23 protein-coding genes are annotated in these 19,854 nt (G+C 25.9%); 1 reads left to right on the forward strand and 22 read right to left on the reverse strand.

What is annotated here, in order from left to right; translation table 11 throughout:
- Nucleotides 1-2 precede the first annotated feature (2 nt).
- From fliW to secA, 14 genes are all read right to left on the reverse strand, one after another.
- A complete protein-coding gene (fliW, locus tag EV215_RS08870) occupies nt 3-446 on the reverse strand; it encodes a flagellar assembly protein FliW (protein ID WP_134113657.1) in 444 nt (147 codons plus the stop codon).
- 9 nt (nt 447-455) lie between these two features.
- Nucleotides 456-1,028: a DUF6470 family protein gene (locus tag EV215_RS08875; protein ID WP_134113658.1), complete on the reverse strand. Its 573-nt coding sequence runs from the start codon at nt 1,026-1,028 to the stop codon at nt 456-458.
- A gap of 32 nt (nt 1,029-1,060) precedes the next feature.
- Nucleotides 1,061-2,065 (reverse strand): flagellar hook-associated protein FlgL, encoded by a 1,005-nt coding sequence (flgL, locus tag EV215_RS08880; protein WP_134113659.1) that lies wholly within the window; start codon nt 2,063-2,065, stop codon nt 1,061-1,063.
- Between the two features lie 11 nt (nt 2,066-2,076).
- Nucleotides 2,077-3,948 (reverse strand): flagellar hook-associated protein FlgK, encoded by a 1,872-nt coding sequence (gene flgK / locus EV215_RS08885; protein ID WP_134113660.1) that lies wholly within the window; start codon nt 3,946-3,948, stop codon nt 2,077-2,079.
- Nucleotides 3,949-3,987: 39 nt separating this feature from the next.
- Complete coding sequence (gene flgN, locus EV215_RS08890; RefSeq protein ID WP_134113661.1) at nt 3,988-4,446, reverse strand: flagellar export chaperone FlgN; 459 nt, start codon at nt 4,444-4,446, stop codon at nt 3,988-3,990.
- A 3-nt stretch (nt 4,447-4,449) separates the two neighbouring features.
- On the reverse strand, nt 4,450-4,755 hold the full coding sequence (locus EV215_RS08895; RefSeq protein WP_134113662.1) for a flagellar biosynthesis anti-sigma factor FlgM: 306 nt from the start codon (nt 4,753-4,755) through the stop codon (nt 4,450-4,452).
- A gap of 78 nt (nt 4,756-4,833) precedes the next feature.
- Complete coding sequence (locus tag EV215_RS08900; RefSeq protein ID WP_134113663.1) at nt 4,834-5,229, reverse strand: flagellar protein; 396 nt, start codon at nt 5,227-5,229, stop codon at nt 4,834-4,836.
- 1 nt (nt 5,230) lies between these two features.
- The gene (locus EV215_RS08905; protein ID WP_166667392.1) at nt 5,231-5,803 is read right to left on the reverse strand and encodes a ComF family protein; all 573 of its coding nucleotides are present in this window, start codon (nt 5,801-5,803) and stop codon (nt 5,231-5,233) included.
- Between the two features lie 64 nt (nt 5,804-5,867).
- Nucleotides 5,868-6,068 carry a zinc ribbon domain-containing protein gene (locus EV215_RS08910; protein WP_134113665.1) on the reverse strand — a complete coding sequence of 67 codons (201 nt, stop codon included), beginning with the start codon at nt 6,066-6,068 and terminating at the stop codon, nt 5,868-5,870.
- Nucleotides 6,052-6,411, reverse strand: a complete 360-nt coding sequence (locus tag EV215_RS08915) for a YraN family protein (RefSeq protein WP_134113666.1) — start codon at nt 6,409-6,411, stop codon at nt 6,052-6,054. The genes EV215_RS08910 and EV215_RS08915 overlap by 17 nt, the downstream gene beginning before the upstream one ends.
- A gap of 95 nt (nt 6,412-6,506) precedes the next feature.
- Nucleotides 6,507-7,484, reverse strand: coding sequence for a hypothetical protein (locus EV215_RS08920; protein ID WP_134113667.1), 978 nt, complete (start codon nt 7,482-7,484; stop codon nt 6,507-6,509).
- A gap of 83 nt (nt 7,485-7,567) precedes the next feature.
- Nucleotides 7,568-8,197, reverse strand: coding sequence for a ribonuclease HII (gene rnhB, locus EV215_RS08925; RefSeq protein ID WP_134113668.1), 630 nt, complete (start codon nt 8,195-8,197; stop codon nt 7,568-7,570).
- Nucleotides 8,190-9,125, reverse strand: a complete 936-nt coding sequence (locus EV215_RS08930; RefSeq protein WP_134113669.1) for an RluA family pseudouridine synthase — start codon at nt 9,123-9,125, stop codon at nt 8,190-8,192. The genes rnhB and EV215_RS08930 overlap by 8 nt, the downstream gene beginning before the upstream one ends.
- A 76-nt stretch (nt 9,126-9,201) precedes the next feature.
- Complete coding sequence (gene secA, locus EV215_RS08935; protein ID WP_134113670.1) at nt 9,202-11,883, reverse strand: preprotein translocase subunit SecA; 2,682 nt, start codon at nt 11,881-11,883, stop codon at nt 9,202-9,204.
- Between the two features lie 229 nt (nt 11,884-12,112).
- Here secA and EV215_RS08940 point away from each other — a divergent pair, with 229 nt between their 5' ends.
- Entirely contained in the window at nt 12,113-13,561 is a 1,449-nt protein-coding gene (locus EV215_RS08940; RefSeq protein WP_134113671.1) for an NAD(P)/FAD-dependent oxidoreductase, read from the forward strand.
- 64 nt (nt 13,562-13,625) lie between these two features.
- Here the strand turns inward: EV215_RS08940 and queC are convergent, their stop codons facing one another.
- From queC to EV215_RS08980, 8 genes are all read right to left on the reverse strand, one after another.
- A complete protein-coding gene (gene queC, locus EV215_RS08945; RefSeq protein ID WP_208320362.1) occupies nt 13,626-14,303 on the reverse strand; it encodes a 7-cyano-7-deazaguanine synthase QueC in 678 nt (225 codons plus the stop codon).
- Nucleotides 14,304-14,334: 31 nt separating this feature from the next.
- Entirely contained in the window at nt 14,335-14,913 is a 579-nt protein-coding gene (gene folE, locus EV215_RS08950) for a GTP cyclohydrolase I FolE (protein ID WP_208320363.1), read from the reverse strand.
- A gap of 7 nt (nt 14,914-14,920) precedes the next feature.
- Nucleotides 14,921-15,589 carry a putative 7-carboxy-7-deazaguanine synthase QueE gene (queE, locus tag EV215_RS08955; RefSeq protein WP_134113673.1) on the reverse strand — a complete coding sequence of 223 codons (669 nt, stop codon included), beginning with the start codon at nt 15,587-15,589 and terminating at the stop codon, nt 14,921-14,923.
- Nucleotides 15,586-16,008 carry a 6-carboxytetrahydropterin synthase QueD gene (gene queD, locus EV215_RS08960; RefSeq protein WP_134113674.1) on the reverse strand — a complete coding sequence of 141 codons (423 nt, stop codon included), beginning with the start codon at nt 16,006-16,008 and terminating at the stop codon, nt 15,586-15,588. The genes queE and queD overlap by 4 nt, the downstream gene beginning before the upstream one ends.
- A gap of 5 nt (nt 16,009-16,013) precedes the next feature.
- Nucleotides 16,014-16,781, reverse strand: coding sequence for an acyl-CoA dehydratase activase (locus tag EV215_RS08965; protein ID WP_134113675.1), 768 nt, complete (start codon nt 16,779-16,781; stop codon nt 16,014-16,016).
- Nucleotides 16,778-17,779 (reverse strand): 2-hydroxyacyl-CoA dehydratase family protein, encoded by a 1,002-nt coding sequence (locus tag EV215_RS08970; protein ID WP_134113676.1) that lies wholly within the window; start codon nt 17,777-17,779, stop codon nt 16,778-16,780. Before EV215_RS08970 ends, EV215_RS08965 begins: the two co-directional genes overlap by 4 nt.
- A 355-nt stretch (nt 17,780-18,134) precedes the next feature.
- On the reverse strand, nt 18,135-18,230 hold the full coding sequence (locus EV215_RS08975; RefSeq protein WP_134113677.1) for a MetS family NSS transporter small subunit: 96 nt from the start codon (nt 18,228-18,230) through the stop codon (nt 18,135-18,137).
- Nucleotides 18,231-18,253: 23 nt separating this feature from the next.
- Entirely contained in the window at nt 18,254-19,723 is a 1,470-nt protein-coding gene (locus EV215_RS08980; protein ID WP_134113678.1) for a sodium-dependent transporter, read from the reverse strand.
- Between the last annotated feature and the right edge of the window lie 131 nt (nt 19,724-19,854).

Genomic DNA, 19,854 nt, shown 5'->3' on the forward strand with positions numbered 1-19,854 from the left:
TCCTACCCTAAATATTTCTGCATTTCTTCTAAAATATAGTGCTTCAACTTATGTTTTGGATTAGTTGAAATCACTTGTTTACCTATTTTTTTCTTAGTATTTATAACTATAGGTCCTTGAAGATTTGCAGTCATTTTTGAAGGATCCTCTGGCACTACTACAATAGCAAATATATCAGAATCTTCTGGCGCTTCTAAATCTAACTCTTCTGCATCTTTATCAGCTAGATTTAAACTGTAATTAGGATTAAATTCAAAAGGTCTAATTATAACAAAAGCAAGTTCTGGATCATCTATAGCTAAGAGCCACATTAATGGATTATTTTCTTCTATATTTAATATAGTAAATCTTTTTATATTTTCAAATCCGAAAATTCCATCTTTAAAAATTACTATATCATCTTCTAATATTTCTATTTCTCCAAATCTTGAAGTATTTAGCTTCATATATTCCTCCTATATTTTTGTATCAATTTTATTATCATATGTAGTTATTTCAACTTTTGGATATCTATCTACTCCAATATTTAATGTTCCTTTTTTACTATTAATATTTAAATTTTTTTTAACATTCAAATCAATTTTATAAGGTTTATAATTTATATTTACATATCCTTTTTTTACTCTAATTCGAATAGGTTCTTTTGGAAAATATCCTACATTTATCTCTTTTTTACCATTTCTATAAAGTTTTTCAAGAGATATATTTGCAATAGCATTTTTTTCGTTATTTTCTATTTTCATCATTCTATCGCCATCTTGAACATATTCACTAATTGCTTGATTTCCTTTTTGAAGGCTATAGTTTGATATATCTTTTTGTAAATCTACTGGATTTTTTCTATATAGTTGCTTATCTGCTGGATAATTATGTATTTCTACTGTATCTGATTTAGTTTTTATATTAAATTTAGCTTTAGTTTTTCTAAGATTCATAGTAGCATCTTGACCTCTTATTTTCATTTGTGGTCTTGTACTACTAATTCTTATATTACTATTTATAGTATTTATTTGTATCATTTTTGACATAATTATCACAACCTATTATTACAATGTTAAAATTATTTTACAAAATCTACTAAAGTTGGTTGAATAACTTTTGCTCCAACAGAAAGTGACATTCTCTGTACATTTTCTTGTGTTTTTAAATCCATTATAGATTTAGTTATATCTGTATCTTGTGTTCTTGACAATAAGTCACTCATACTTATTTTGTTATCTTCAAGTCTCGCCTCTACTTGCTCTATTCTTCTCATTTTTGCTCCAACTTGAGATCTATATTTCATTATCATATTAAAAATTCTATCTAATTCACCTATCTGTGATTCTATTGTATGTCCATCATTATCTTTATCGCTATTTACATCACCTTTATATATACTATCTCTTAAATATAATAGTTCCTTAAAAAGGTCTCCTTCTTTATTTTTAAAAATTTTATCACCTGTAACATTATACTCTAATGTTACTCCTTTGTCTACTTCTGTCATCATCATTCCTTGATCACCAGTATAATCTATTTTAACTGGAACATCTTTTAATATGTTTTTTCTAAGGTTACCTTCTACGTCTGTTAAATCAAGTGTCGCTTCTTCTCCTTCTTTTAATAAATCATTCCCTGTGAATATTTTAAAAGGCTTTTCTTGGGTATTATATCCCGCAAAAATATATCTTCCCCCTATACTTGAATTTCCTACGACAACTAATTGCTCTATTAATTCATTTATTTCTGATGCTACTGCGTCTCTAGCAGTTTGCTCAAAACTATCATTTGCTGATTGTACCGCTAATTCTCTTATTCTTTGAAGTATTTCACTTACTTGAGTTAATGATACATCTGTTGAGTTAAGATAAGTTTTTGCATTATCCACATTTTCTAAATATTTTTCTATTTCTGTCAATGCTGTTTGATAAGACATAACTTTTACAGCACCAATTGGATTATCTTGAGGAAGATTAATTTTAGTTCCTTTTGACAATCTATCATTAGTAATATCCATTTTTTCCATATTATTTTGTATATTACTAATTGCATTTGTTGACATCATTTTTCCCGTTACTCTCATTTTTTACACCTCTATAGTTTATTAATAAGTGTATCCATCATCTCATTAACAGTAGTTATATATTTTGCTGCAGCATCATATCCATGTTGATATTTTATCATATTAGCCATCTCTTCATCTAATGATACACCTACAACTGCTTCTCTTCTTTTTTCTAAATTATCTATCATTACCTTTTGATTTTTCATAAACTTTTTAGCTTCTTGTGAACTAACTCCAAGATCTGAAATAACTGATTTAAAAAATTCTGCATATGTAAAATCACCAATTGATTTTTTATCTTTTAAAGAAGCTATTCTAAGTGCATTTCTCCCATCACCCTCATTTCCTGGTGAATCCGGTATTCCGTCTCCATCACTATCTACTCCTATAGATGCTGCTATTTCATCTACATTTTCAATAGCAAATCTCATCCTAAAAGCAGCTCCTTCTCGCGGCTGTCCTGTTATTTCCTGACTCAAACTACTTATACTATCCGCTTTTCTAAAATCAAAATCTGCATTTTCTGTTGAAAGAATTCCTAATTTATTTAACAATGTTCCTGATTTTTGATTTAATGTTTTTATATAATAATCTTCATCTTTTAAAGCTCTTAATTTTAATTTACCATTTGGCCCAGCTGATGCTACTACTCCTGCTTTTGATTTATTTATTTCTTCAATAATATCTGTTAAACTATCTTGTGATGTATTATAACTTATTCTGACACCATTTATTTCAAAAAAACCTTCTTCTTCAAATGGCGCATTAGTTGTTACTGTATTACCATTTGCATCTGTTGTCTGAGTTTCTATTTTCAAAACTTCAGAAAGAGGCTTTTTTAATTCTGCAATCTCTTTTGTCCCAGATAATTTATATACTAAAGCTTCATTTCCACCATCATTATTTATATCTCTTATCAAAGGATATGTTGAAAAATCTTCAAAAAAATCTTGTCCTTTTCTACCTTTTAAATCAAATCCTGCTCTATTCATTTCATTTGTAGTATCTATTATTCCTATTGCTAATTCATCTAAATACTTCATGTATTTTACGCTTTCTTTATCTCTAAGGTCTATTAACCCTTTTAAATTACCATTTTCTACTCTTACCGGTTCTTCCAAATCTGCCCACAATAATTGCGCCATACCATTATTTATTTTTGAATCTCTTTTTACTGTTATCTCTTTATATTGATCTTTTTGAACAACTACTCTTCCACCTAAAGAAACAACATTCTCTCCATCTTTTCTTATTACTTTTATACTTACTATTTTCGAAAGTTCTTCTGTTAACAAATCAAATTCATCTCTTAAATCATTAGCATTTTGCCCTCCGGCTTCTGCTCTTTGTATTTGTGAGTTTATTTCTGCTAATCTTTTTAAATAGGAATTTATAGAAGTCACCGTTGATTCTATATCACCATCAAAACTTGTTTGAAGAGCTTGAAATCTTTCATAAGATGTAGAAATTGCTGTCGCCAATTCTTCTGCTCTCTCTTTTACGTTTGCTCTAATAGCCATATCTTCTGGATTTTTACTAAGCTCTTGCATAGCTCCCCAATATTCATCCAAAGTATTTCTTATACTTTGTTCAGAAGGTTCATTTATTATGTATTCCATATGCTTTAAATTCAATTCTTTTGTTTCCCATTTACCACTTTCTGATTTTTCTTTCATTATTCTATCATCAATAAAGCTATCTCTTACTCTTTTTATTGTTTCTACTTCTGAACCTATTCCTACTCTACCATATCTTGGATCTTGCATGCTTACAGTTTCCATATCTACCATTTGTCTACTATATCCTTCTTTATTCGCATTTGATATATTATGACCAGTAGTATCCATGGCTAACTTATGACTAACTAAACTTCTTTTCCCTATTTCTAAACTATTAAACATTCACGTTCACCTCTATTAAAAAAGCAGCTCAATTAGCTGCTATATTTTAGTGTTTAATAAATTGTTACTTGATACATTTTCTTTTTTCTTATATTTGTTATATCCTATTTCTTTTTTTCCCGATAATTCTTTTAATACTTTTTCTAACATCTCATTAGAAATCTCTATTATATTTTTACAGTCATTATTTTTTTGAACAATATCTTCAATAATAGATTTTAATTCAGTTCTTATATTTAATAACTTTTTTTTAATTTCTTCATCAGCTAAATCATTAATATAATCTATTAATTTAATATGTTTTTTATCTTCAAAAAGTTCTAATCTCTGGTTTTCAAGGTTTTCTATATTTTTTGTAAGTTCACGCTCTTCTAATATAGTTTTATTTAACTTTTTTATATCATTTTTTTCTATTGCATCAAATCTATCACAAGCTAATTTATATTCTTTTTTGTGAAATTCTAATTGTTTTTGCAATATCTCAACTAATTTATCCAAAAATTATCCCCTCTTTGAATTTAAAATTGCATCGGCTAATTTATCTAATGAAACATTATAAGTACCAGCTTCAATTCTAGATTTAATATCTGCTATCTTATCTGATCTTTCACCAGAAGCATTTAATTTTGCTTTTAGATAATTTACTTCTGCTTTGTCTACTGTAGTTTTTTTAGCATTAAAAGAAATATCAACTTTATCTTGAATAACTTTTTTATTATTGTTTATTACATTAGCTTTTTTAGTCGATGTCACATCTTTTGTATATTTCCCATAAATGCTATTGATATTTCCTACAATTTTCATCATAATTCACCTCTCCTTCTAAAAAAGCCTATATATCCTCCTACTAAATATATCGACAATTCACTTTAAAACATTAGTATTTTATTTTCTTTTTTCAGCTATATGCATTGATAGTCTTTTAGCTTTATTTTCTTGTGTTGAAGACCCGCCTAAACCACTTTTCATTTCCTCTTGACATCTTTTACATATTCTTCCTGCAAGTATTGATCTACCACATATTTCACATTTAGATGCTGGGGTTACATCTGATTTTTCTATTCTTCCTTCTTCATACCATTTAAGTATAAGTTGTTCACCTACCCCTGTTTCTCTTGCTATTTCTTTTGCAGTAGCTCCTGGATAATCATATAAATAATCTTTTACTATTCTAAAATTAGCTTCTGCATCTTTCATACAATCTGGACATAAATCAAGATTTTTTCTCACTTGTAAAAAAGTTTTCCCACAACTAATGCATTTTGTATGTTTGTGTAACATTCTAATCTCTCCCATCATTTAATATTTTTTTTGCTGTCTTTGTTAATGATAGCGTAAAAATATAGACCTCTTTAATCATATATTTTTTATTAATTGTTTTTATTAATTCATTTACTGTTGTTCCTGTGGTAATTACATCATCAAATATTAAAATAATTTTATTTTCTAAATCACCTTCTATTTTAAAAGCATTTTTTATATTTTTTTCTCTCTCTTTTTTGTTTAAAATTCTACTCATTTTTTTAGTAGCTTTTATTCTTTTAGCTTTTAAATATTTAATATTTAATTTTTTTAAAATTTCCTCTGTTTGATTAAATCCACGTTCTCTAATTCTATTATTATTTATCGGCACAGGTATTATTATTTCTATATTTTTTTTATTTAAAATTTCAAAAAAATCATGTTTTATTAATTTAACAATAATATTTTCTAGATTTTTTATACGATTTAATTTATAATTTTTTAATAATTTACTAAATATAGTCTCATAATCCCATATATAATATATATTTTTTATGCTTCTTAGTTTAGCTATTGATTTTAATTGTTTAAAACAATTATAACATATATACATATTATTGTCAGTAGATTTTTGACATAAAATACATCGGTCATAAAAAAATCCTCTAAAAATTTTATTATAAAAATTTTGGTGTAAGTTGTTTATTATCATCAATAATTTTTGCATTATATACCTCTGTAAAACCACATTGAATACAAGTTTTAAAATAATATTTACCTAATTCTAGTTTTATTCCCGGTTCCTTTTCAGGTAAAAAAACTGTTTTTACAATATATTTTTCTGAGCCACATTTAATACATTTATAATCCAATATCATCACCCCAAAATGCATCTTTTATCCAATTTATTTTATTATTATTAATTGCTATTATATCAAATCTAATATAATTATTTTGTAGATTATTTTTTATTAAATAATTCATGGCTCCCTTTAATATTCTTTTTTGTTTTCTATAATCTACACTTTCTTCTGCATAACCAAATTTTTTATTTTTTCTATATTTCACTTCAAAAAAAATAATTTTATCATCTTTTTTTCCTATTATATCTATTTCAAATCCTTTTCCATAATAATTAGTATCCATTATTTTTATTCCATTATTTTTAAGATAATCTAAAGATAATTTTTCATACTTTTTCCCTACTTCTCTTTTATTCATTATATTTCATTTACCTCAAACTCTTCATCTTCATCCAACTCTTTTAAGAATTCTATCATTTCTGAAATTATTTTAAATATGTCTTCTTCCATAACTTACCCCTTTAAGTTCAGATTATCTATCTTTTGTATACTATCTATTTTTATAAAAATATCTTTTACAATTAAATTATACCCTATTTTTTTTAATTTCTCCTTAGTTATTTCTATTTTTTTTAATATTTCTGATTTTGATAACATTTTTTCAAATTCAAAATTTATATAAATATTTTTATTTTTAATTACAAGTTCTAATTTTATTTTTCCTAATTTTTCAAATTCTATTATAATTATAAACTCTTTATTTACTTCTTTCTCCTCTTTATTTTTTAGATTTATTTTTTCTTTTATTATTATAGGTTTATTTATTGTTTTTAATCCAAACATATATACTAAATAATTATACTTTTGACTATATTCATTATAACTTTTACAAGCTTTATACAATTCTTCATTATTTATTTTAAAATTACTATACTCTTTTTTTAAATTTTCAAATAATTTTTTATTTATATCTATTTTTTTTATTTCTAACTTTCCATTTTCATATAAAAAATATTTTCTTAATAATTCGATTTTATCATTATTGTTTAATTCATTTAATTCATTTGCTATTATAAGTGATTTTTGTAAATAAATATCCTGCTTTTCTTTACTAAATAATCCATATTTTTTTACTAATTTTTTTATTTCATCTGATTTTAAAAAAATTTTCTCTTTTACCAAAATAGTCATAAATTCTTTTTGAATATCTATATCTGTTTTAATTTTATTAATAAATTCTACATTATTTTCATCTATTATTTTTACAAATATCTCATTATTTTTTATATCTACTATTTTTAATTTTACCACACTATTTATTTTTATATTTTTATTACTTTTGGCTTCGATTTTTATCCCATTCATATATAAAATCACACTATTTTTGTTATTGTTTAATACTCTAGCATTTACTATCATTCCAGGCTTTAGATGTGTTATATCTTGTTTGTCAATTATTTTATTAGCTATTTGTTCTATAAATTTAAACATCTTACTCACCCTTCAAATGCAATATTATAATTTTTTTTAATATGAATGTTTTGAATTGATATATAAATAATTCGACTTAATTATTAAAAAAGTTTAAGATTTTCTTCTCCTTTATTTTTATTTTTCTCTAAAATTTTATTTAAAAAACTTTTCCTATGAATTGGAGATTTTCCATATTTCAATAATAACTCTCTATGTTCTTTCGTCCCATAACCTTTATGTTTTTCAAATTTATATATAGGATATTTTTTTGCTTCTTCTATCATTATTTTATCTCGTGTTACTTTTGCAATAATAGAAGCAGCTGCTATAGCTAAACTTTTACTATCACCTTTTACTATTGTTTTTTGATTATAATTACAGTTCTTTATTTTTTTATTTCCATCAACAAGAATAATAGAATTTTTTATCTCGATATGTGAAAGTGCTATATTCATTGCTAAAAATGTAGCATTTAATATATTTATTTCATCTATCTTTTTTTCATCTACTATTCCTATCCCTACTTCACAATTGGCTAATATTGTGTCAAAAAGTTCTTCTCTTTTTTTTTCTGTAAGTTTTTTTGAATCATTTATTAGCTCAAACTCTTCTATATAATTATTTATTCTAACACATGCAGCAACAACTGGACCCGCTAAAGGCCCTCTTCCCGCTTCATCTACTCCTATTGGATAATTATAATTATTGTCAAATTCATAAAGTTTATTCATCTATATCAGCTCTCATTTCTAATTTATTCAAAATTTCTTTGAAATCATTTGGTAACTTTGCTATAAAAGATATTTTTTCATTTGTAATTGGATGATTCATTTCTAATTTATAAGCGTGCAACATTTGTCTAGTAACTAAATTACTTTTTTTACCATATACTTCATCACCTAAAATTGGATGATTTAAATATTTCATGTGTACTCTTATTTGATGAGTTCTTCCTGTTTCAATATTTACTTTAATTAAAGTAAAGTCTCCTTTTTCATCTAATACTTTATAATTACTGATAGCTAATTTCCCATTTTTAGTTACTACTGTCATTTTTTTTCTATTTTTTGTATCTCTACCTATTAAATTTTCTATTCTTCCTTCTTTTTCTTTTAATCTTCCTTTTACAATGCATAAATAAGTTTTATTCATTTTTTTATTTGAAAATTTTTCTATTAACCTATCATATGCTATATTATTTTTAGCTATAACTATAACTCCACTTGTATCTTTATCAAGTCTATGAACAATACCTGGTCTTCTTTCACCTTTAACTTTTAATATTTCAGGATAATAGCTTATAACTGCATTTACTAAAGTTCCCGTCTCGTTGCCAGCTCCTGGATGTACTACTAAATCTGGTTGCTTATTTATTACTAATATATCCTTATCTTCATATATTATATCTAAATCTATATCTTCTCCTAATAATTCTTGTTCTACTTTTTCTGGTATCTTTATTATTATTTTTTCTATTCCTTTTAATTTATAACTAGCTTTTATTTTTTTATTTGTACCAATTACTTCTATATTATTATTCTTAATAAGTTCTTGTATTTCTCTTCTACTTATTTCTGAAATATTTATACTAATATACCTATCTAGTCTAATATTTTTTTCATTTTCTGTTACAATAAACTCTTTAATTTCTTTATACATTAAACTCCCTCATTCTAAATAAATGAGGCAGATAGAAAAGTGCCTTATATCATTAGACTATTCTATCTGCCATTTTTTATCTTCCACAACAATTTTTATATTTTTTACCACTTCCACAAGGACAAGGCTCATTTCTTCCTATTTTTTCACTTTTTCTAGGTTGCTGACGTTCTACTTCTCCTGTTTCATTTTGATGAATATAATTTATATTTTCAGCATTTCTATTATGTCTTAGTTCTATATCTTCTTCTTTCTTTATTCTAATTTTAAATAAGAATGAAGTTACTTCTTCTTTTATTGTTCCTATCATTTCAGCATAAATTTGTGATGATAATAATTGATAATGAACTAATGGATCACTTTGTCCATATGCTCTCAAGTGTATACCTTCTTTTAATTGATCAAGTGTTTTTAAGTTTTCTCTCCATCTAGAATCTGTTACTTCAAGTAATATATATTTTTCAAGTTTCCTAAAGATTTCATCGCCAAACTCTTTTTCTTTTAGCTCATATATTGCTAATAAATCATTGTATACTAATTCTTTTATTTCTGATATTGTTAATTTTAAAATTTTATCTATATCTAAATTATACTCATATAATTCATAAAGTCTATCATATAACTCTTTTGTTTTCCAATCTTCTGTTACATCTCCACTAAGTTTAGCAGATACTTCAGCATTTATTACATCTTTTAGCATATTAAGAACAGTATCTTTTAAATCATCTTTCATTATAGCTGCATTTCTACTTGCATATACCGCTTCTCTTTGTTTGTTCATTACATCATCATATTGAAGTAATGATTTTCTTATCCCAAAGTTTCTAGCTTCTACTTTCTTTTGTGCATTTCCCACCGCTCTTGAAATAAGAGGATGTGTAATAGGTTCATCTTCTGGTATATTTAATCTTTCCATTACACTTGCTACTCTATCAGAACCAAAAAGTCTCATCAAATCATCTTCTAACGAAAGATAAAATTCCGATGCTCCAGGATCTCCTTGTCTCCCAGAACGTCCTCTAAGCTGATTATCTATCCGTCTACTTTCATGTCTTTCAGTACCTAGTATAAATAATCCACCTGCTTTTAAAACTTTTTCTTTTTCGGCTTCGCATTGAGCTTTATATTTTTCAAATACTTCCTTATAATTTTCATGGTCTCTACTTCCTAATTCCCCTAAAGCCATGTATTCTGGATTACCTCCAAGCATGATATCTGTACCCCTACCAGCCATATTTGTAGCAATAGTAACAGCTCCTAATCTTCCTGCTTGAGCTACTATTTCTGCTTCTCTTGCATGATATTTAGCATTTAATACATTATGAGGAATTTTTCTTCTTTTTAACGCTTCAGATAACATTTCAGAATTTGATATTGATATAGTTCCCACAAGTACTGGTTGCCCTTTTTTATGTAATTCTTCTATTTTATTAACAATAGCTCTTACTTTTGCAGCATGATTTTTATAAATTATATCTTCTCTATCTTCTCTTATTACTGGTTTATTTGTAGGAATAACTATTACTCCTAATTTATATGTATGCATAAATTCTGCCGCTTCTGTTTCTGCTGTCCCTGTCATACCTGACAGTTTTTTATACATTCTAAAGTAATTTTGTAATGTTATAGATGCTAAAGTTTGATTTTCACCAGCAATATTTACATTCTCTTTTGCTTCGATCGCTTGATGAAGTCCCTCAGAATATCTTCTTCCTTCTAATGCTCTTCCTGTAAATTCATCTATTATTATTACTTCACCATCTTTTACAAGATAATCTTTATCTCTTTTAAATAACTCTTTTGCTCTTAATGCTTGATTTAAGTAATGTGTAAGTTCTACATTTTCTGGTGAATATAAGTTATCTATTTTTAATATTTTTTCTACTTTTTTTACTCCTTTTTCAGTAAGTACTATTGTATGTCCTTTTTCATCTACTTCATAGTCACCCCATTTTTCATCAGGAATATTCATCTCTTTTTTTAATTTTGGATCTGTAATTTTTTCTGTTTCATAACTTCTTACAAGTTGTTTTGCCACTTCATTAAATATAGTATACCATTTTGTAGTTTGTTCACTAGGTCCTGATATAATAAGTGGTGTTCTAGCCTCATCTATTAATATAGAATCCACCTCATCAATAATAGCATAATTAAGTTCTCTTTGTACTTTTTGTTCAATTGAAGTAACCATATTATCTCTTAGATAATCAAATCCAAATTCACTATTTGTTCCATATAATACATCACATGCATACATTGCTTTTCTTTCTTCTATTGGTAGTCCATTAGTAACAACTCCTACTGTTAGTCCTAAAAACTTATATATTCTACCCATCATATCACTATCACGTGTAGCAAGATAATCATTTACAGTTATTACGTGTACCCCTTTACCTGGTAATGCATTTAAATATACTGCAAGAGTTGCAACAAGAGTTTTTCCTTCTCCAGTTTTCATTTCTGCTATTTTACCTTCATGTAGTACAACTCCACCTATTAATTGTACGTCATAATGTCTCATGCCAAGTACTCTAACAGAAGTTTCTCTAACTACTGCAAATGCTTCTGGTAAAATTTGGTCTAATGTCTCACCTTTATTTAATCTTTCTCTAAATTCTACTGTTTTTTGTTTTAAGTCTTCATCACTTAATTTTTGCATTTCTGGTTCTAATTTGTTAATTTCGTTAACAATTTTTCTTATTCTTTTAATTTCTCTATCATTTTTTGTCCCAAAAATTTTAGTTATTGTTTTAAGCATTGTTTCTCTCCTATCTACATAAAATATAATACTCCAAAAATATACTATCATAACTAAGACCTTTAGTCAATTTGAAATATTTTATTTTTAATTCGATTCTACTACTCCATTTAAATTCTATTTTCTATATTAATAAACTTATGAAATTTTCTTTTAGAATTATTGACAATTATAATAAATTAAAGCTATACTTTTATTACATAGGTTATCATAGAAAGAGGTAGATATTATGTATGATATTATAATTATAGGAGCTGGTGTAATAGGAAGTCTTATCGCTAGAGAATTATCAAAATACAATATAAAAATTGCTTTATTAGAAAAAAATGATGATGTAAGTTGTGGAGCTAGTAAAGCAAACTCTGGTATTATTCATGGTGGATACGATGCAAAACATGGTACTTTAAAATCTAAACTTTCATATAAAGGGAACCAAATGTATGATAAATTAAATTCTGAATTAAATTTTGGTTTTGAAAGAATAGGAAGTTTAGTTGTTGGATATAATGAAGAAGATTTAAAATCGCTTAAAAAACTTATAGAAAATGGTGTTAAAAATGGTGTTAAAAATCTAAAATTATTAACAAAAGAAAAAATAAAAGAAATTGAGCCAAACATAAATGATAATGTTCAATATGCTGTATATTGTAGTGATGTAGGAATTGTTTCTCCTTACGAAGTAACTATTGCTGCTGCTGAAAACGCCATTAAGAATGGAGTTAAATTATTTTTGAATAGTGAGGTTATTTCTATAAAAAAAGATGAATTTTTTATAGTTGAAACTCAAAAAAAAATATTTAAAACAAGATATATAATAAATTGCGCTGGTTTATATAGTGATAAAATAGCTAATATGGTTGGAATTGATGATTTTTATATTATTCCACGAAAAGGTGAATACATGTTATTTGAAAAATATTATGGCGATATTGTAAATCATGTAATATTTCAAGTTCCTACAGTTCATGGAAAAGGGGTATTAGTTACAAAAACTTATCATAATAATTTAATGATTGGTCCAAATGCACAAGAAATTAATACAAAAGATGATAAATCTACATCATTAGAAAATTTAAAATCTATATATATAAAATCTAAAAATTCTATACCTAATATTGACTATAAAAAGATAATTCGTTCCTTTGCAGGTATAAGAGCTACTAGTAATAAACATGATTTTATTATAGAAGAAAGTAAAATTAAAAATTTTATAAATGTAGCGGGTATAGAATCTCCAGGTCTTACAAGCGCTCCTGCTATTGCACAAATGGTTGAAAATATTTTATTAAATAAAGAATCTTTTAAAAAAAATAAAAAATATAATCCATATAGAAAATTTATTGTAAAGAAAAAAACAAAAGATGAATTACTTTCAAACACTGAATTAAAACCTTTATTAGATAATGAAACATATATATGTAGATGTGAGCAAGTAAGTAAAGAAATTATTTTAGACGCCCTTTCTAGAGGAATAGAGGTAAAATCAGTAGATGGTATAAAAAGACGTACTCGTGCAGGGATGGGAATATGTCAAGGAAATTTCTGTAGTTCTCGTGTAAAAAAAATAATCAGTAAATATTATAACATACCAATTGAAACAGTAAAAGATAGAGAAGAGGCAAGTGGTATTATAAATGAAAGAGTAAATAGAATAGAGATTTTAAAAAATTTCAAATAAAATTTAATTTTTTATTTTTTAGTAAAAAAAGCCAGAATTAAAATCTGGCTTTTTATCTTTTTCTTTAAAAATTTTTCTTTAAAAATTTTTGTTCGAATTCTTCATAACCTTTTTTTCTAAGTACACATGAAGGACATTCTCCACATCCATCACCTTTTATTCCATTATAACAAGTGAGTGTATCATTTTTTATAATATCTAGTACTCCTAGCTCATAAGCCATATTCCATGTTTCTGCTTTATCAAGCCACATAAGAGGTGTTTCTACAACAAATTGATAATCCATGGCAAGATTTAATGTAGTATTTAACGATTTTATAAAGTGATCTCTACAATCTGGATATCCACTAAAATCACTTTGTGATACTCCTGTAATTATAATATTTATATCTCTTTGTTTTGCAAATACTGCTGCAAAAGTAAGAAAAATCATATTTCTACCATCAACAAATGTATTTGGAATTCCTTCTACTTCACCTTTCGGTACATTTACATCTACTCTAGTAAGTGCATTTGGAGCTAGTTGATTTAATAAACTCATATCTAATATATGATGCTCTATTCCATGTTTTTTAGTTATTTCTTGTGCACATTCAAGTTCTAATTTATGTTTTTGACCATAATCAAAAGACAATGCTATAACTTCTTTATACTCTTTTTTCGCTTTAAATAAAAGTGTTGTACTATCTTGACCACCACTAAATACAACTACTGCTCTATTTTTGTTAATTCTTTCTTTCACTTTTTTCCTCCCTAAATTTCTTTTGAATTTTTTATAACATTCCAAGTAGATTATTTAATAACTCTTTATCTTCTTTAAATTTTCCTCTAAGAGTTGTTGTCATGGTTTTAGTTCCTGGCTTTTTTATCCCTCTTGTTGTCATACAAGCGTGCTCACCTGTTATAATTACTGCTACATCTTCTGTTTCGGTAATTTTTTGCATGATTTCAGCTATATCCTTACCTATTCTTTCTTGTAATTGAGGTCTTCTTCCTACCATATCAGCAATTCTTACTACTTTACTTAATCCAATGATTTTTTCTTTTGGAATATATGCTACTGCAACCTTCATATTATACATAAGAGCCAAATGATGCTCACACATAGAAAAAATTTCTATATCTTTTAATAAAACCATATCTTTATTGTTTTCTATATAACAATCCTCTTCATCAAATGTTACTCCAAACATTTTTACTATTTCATCATTTGTATATTTTAACCCTTCAAAAATTTCCTCATACATTCTAGCTACTCTCATAGGTGTCCCTTGTAATCCTTCTCTCTCAGGATTTTCACCTATTAATTTTAATATTTCTTTTACATGATAAGCTATTTTTTCTTTATTCATCGTATCTTTATACCCCTCTTTCATCAGGATTCCATATAATTTTGTGCATTTGTAACTGCAATCTCACATCAGTTAATTTATGTTCTTTCATAAACTCTACTATATATTTTGGCTCTATCTCTTTAAATACAGGGCTAAAATATACTTTACCCTCTTTTATATAATTTTTTATTATATTTTTAGCTCTAATAAGATCATAGTTACTTCCTATAACAAATTTTATAGTATCTTTATGAGTTAGTTTATCAAAATTCTCAATTTTCATCAACCCTTCCATTTTACTTGTAGGTAATTTATAATCCATAGTAATATATACTCTTTCTCTATTTATCTTTTCTAATTTTGATAAATCTATACTTCCATTTGTCTCTATTTCAATATTTATTTTATTATTAATAGATAATATTTCTTGTATAACCACACTAATATCATCTTGTAAAAGAGGTTCTCCACCTGTTAAAGTAATATTTTTAATATTATACATATTTATATCATTTTTTATATCTTCTATTGTTATATAAATAGTATTTACATTTTTTTCATTCGCCCACATTGTATCACAATAAGTACATTTTAGATTACAACTCGGAAATCGAATAAATAAACTAATTTCTCCTGCTCTTTGTCCTTCACCATTTATACTAATAAATTTTTCTACTATTTTATATTGTTTCATCTCTGCTCCTCATAAATAGCACTATTATTTGGTGTTTCATATACTATTACTCTTTTTACATCAAATTTTTTATTAAATTCATCATAAAAATATTTTGAAAAATTTTCTGCAGTAGGTCTAAACTCTACTTCAATCAATCTAAAATTTTCTCCTTGAAGCATATTAAAAAGCTCTTTTGATAAACTGTTTTTTTCTACAATTAAAGCATGATCATGAAAATCTACAAATTCTTTTACAACTTTTTTTAAATCACCAAAATCTACTACCATTCCTCTAAGATGGCCATTTTCTACTAATGCATCTGATTTTATTTCCACTACTACTCTCCATCTATGGCCATGAATATTAGCACACTTCCCTTTATATCCTTTTAAAAAATGTGCACTATCAAAACTATGTTCTGTCTGTAAAATATACATATTTTTTACTCCTTTTCTATAAAATTCATTCCATAATAGCAACAACCAATAGCTCCATTAAATTGTGGTTCATCTAATATTAAAATGTCATTATAATCATTTTGTAAATATTCTTTTATTGCCTTATTTTTCGCTACGCCACCACTTATTATCAATTCATCAGATAAAAATTTTGTAAGCATAGGTCGAAGTCTTTTATACATAGAATAATTTACTCCTGCACAAAGAACTTCTACACTATTTCCTTCAGCAATTTTTCCAATTAGCTCTGATTCTGAAAATACTGCACAAGTTGAATTAAGTTCAACAGGATTTATGTAATGATTTGATAATTCATCTAAAGATATTTCAAGTACATTGCTCATATTTTCAAGATATCTTCCGCATGAAGCAGCACATTTATCATTTAAATCAAGATCTGTTATTATTCCTTTTTCTACTTTTATTATTTTTACATCTTGACCACCCACATCAAGTAAGATAAAATCTTTTTTCTCTGTTTGGTACATAGCTCCATATGCATGAGCTTTTATTTCATTTATAGGCATAAACATTTTTAAATCTGTATTATTTCTACCATAACCTGTAGATATTCCTATATCTATATTTTTTATTCCTAGCTTTTCTAAATCAACTGTTATTTTTTCATTATAATTACAATAATTTTTATAAAATTTAACTGTACTCATTTTAAATTTTTCAATAATTTTATTGTTTTCCATAAGAACAATTTTTACTTCTCTACTACCTAAATCTATACCTAAGATTCTCATCTATTACTCCTTTTTTTTAAATCTAATAACATATCTAAAAATGCTTCTATTCTTAATTTTGTTCTAGCATCTAGTCTATCATCCTTATCTCCTTCAATATTTAATACAGGAATATTTAATCTATTTTTTATAATAATATCTTCCATCGCTCTATGACAAAAACTTTGAGTATAATGTATTATTCCGTCTATTTTTCTTTCGTTTATCTGTTTTTCTAGTTCTTTTATTCTATAATCTATATCATATGGATAAGTATAATCATAGTATTGTTCATAAATATTGTCATATTTAAACGCTCTCGGAAATGCAAACTCTCTTGGAACTTCATTATAAACTATTTTTGAATCAAATTTTTCTACAAATTCATGTAAATCACTAAACATTGTAGGTACTCCAATTAATCCTAAATTTAATTTCTTAATATCTGGAGTTCTTTTAATTATTTCTTTTAATTTCTCATCTAAAAATTTTGAATAATTATCTAAATCACCATCAAAATCGCTTAAACAAAGTTGTAAAATATGATTTTCAAATCCGCTTACTTTTCCTTGTAATGTTAATTCATCTATTTTTCGAGCTTTTTCTCTAATATTGTTTATTTCCCATCTTATATTTTCTACTTCTTCCAATGTAACATTAAAAAGACTCATAAATTTATCTATCTCTTTTTTTATATCTTCAAGGTTATGCGAATGCGGATAAGAAAATGGATAAAGCTTTATTCCTTTTTCTTTAAAAAGTTCTAATAATACTTTTGTATTTGAACAATCTCCTTCCAACACTGCTACTACCTCTTTTATTCCTTCACTTATACAAGCACTATAAATGCCTTTTATCCATGCACACATACTTTTAGGAAAACCATATTTTTCTGCATCATGTATATATTCTCTATAGTCATCAGATACTATAAAAACATTATTTAAATCAACTACTTTATATCCAGCAGCTAACAACACTTCAATTGGAACTGTTGTTGTTATTCCTATTTTCTTCATCTTCTTTACTCCTTAAATTTCTTCAAAAATCAAAAAAAAGATAGACTTTGCCTATCTTAACAAAGCCCTAGTTTTATTTATAGACAGGATGGTGCAACTGAACTGTCTTATTTAATTTGAGAAAAAAATTATATCATATTTTTAATAATTTGTAAAAATTTTTTTGAAATTTTATAAAAATTATATAATTAAATACATAAAAAAATATTTAATAAAACTTATACTAAGAATATAAATAATTAATAATAAATTAGCTAGTATTTTATAGATTATAAAAAGGTTAAAGCAGAGCTTTAACCTTTTTATAATCTTATTTTAGATATATTTAATTTAAAATTATACTATTAAATGCTAATTAATCATTTTTAACTGCAATTGATAAACAAACTCCAAATCCACCCCATAAAACTATCATACTAAATACTGCCATAACTATAGAACTATTACTCATAATTTATCTCTCCTTTCACTTCTCTAATCAGATAATTTATCAAATATTTTTGCCAATACAACAGTCGCTAATACAAAACCAGCACCATATAAACCTATTGCACTTAAAGAATATCCTTCATAAGGATTTTTAATATCTTGAATTATATTTAATATTGTCATAATCCCTAAAATTGCAGGTGTTAAATATTTTATTGTAAAATTCCACCAATTTCCAATTTTAAAATCTGATAACGGATTTACATATTCCCTTACTGACTCTAAATTGTAAAACCAAGCAAGTATTATTATTTCTATAAGTCCTGATAATGCTACACCATAATTATTTATATAATGATCAGCTATATCAAGTATATAAAGTCCTGCACCTGTTGCAAATATTAACGATACAAGTCCACCAATTAATACAACATAGTTTATCGCTTTTTTTCTTGTTATATTAAAATTATCTATAATAGCTGCTACTACTGTCTCTATTATTGATATACTTGATGATAATCCTGCAAATAATAAAGATGAGAAAAAAATTACACCAAATAAAACATTCATTCCAGGAAGAGCATTTATTGCTTTAGGAAATACAATAAATGCTAATCCTACTCCTGCACTAGCTACATCTTTTACATCTACACCTTGCGATTGTGCCATATATCCTAATATAGCAAATACAGCTATTCCAGAAAGCAAACTAAAACTAGAGTTTCCAAGCCCTGTAATAAACGCATTATTAACTATATCTGAATCTTTTGGTAAATAACTAGAATAAGCTAACATAATACCAAATGCTATACTTAAAGAATAAAATATTTGTCCATAAGCTGCTACCCATACTCTTGCATCTAATAATTTTACAAAATCTGGTTTAAAGAAATATTCTAATCCTTTTGCTGCACCAGGTAATGTTAATCCTCTAACTACCATAATTAACAAAGATATTATAAGAAGTGGCATAAAAATTTTACTAGCTTTTTCTATACCATCTTTTATTCCAAATGATAAAACTATATAATTAATCCCCCAAACAATAACTAATGGAATTAATACTGTAAAATTTAATCCACCAATATGTAATGGAGAACTACTTAATTTTAAATAATCTCCAAATAAAAACGCTTTTGGATCATTTCCCCATGCTAAAGTAAATGAATTAATCAAATACCCAAATGCCCATGCTATAACCATAATATAGTATACTGTAATTGCAAAAGCTATTGCAGTTTGCCACCAACCTAATATTTTCCATTTTTTGTTTAGTTTACCAAATACTCCTGGCGCACTACTTCTAATTTTATGACCTAATCCAAATTCTAAAATCAAAATAGGAATTCCCGCTGTTAATAAAGCAATTAAATAAGGAATTAAAAATGCTCCTCCTCCATTACTTGCTACAGTATAAGGAAATCTCCATATATTTCCTAATCCTATTGCTGACCCTATTGCAGCCATAATAAATCCTATTCTCGAGCTCCATTCACCACGATTGTTATTACTCATTGTACCTTCCTTTCATCTCTACCTTAATTTTCTAATTTTTCTAAAAAGACTTTTAGTGTCTTTTTTATATAAAATATATAATTTATATAAAATTGTACTAAAATATAGGTATAATATTACACTTTTTTTAA

This window comes from Hypnocyclicus thermotrophus (assembly GCF_004365575.1).
Taxonomy (GTDB): domain Bacteria; phylum Fusobacteriota; class Fusobacteriia; order Fusobacteriales; family Fusobacteriaceae; genus Hypnocyclicus; species Hypnocyclicus thermotrophus.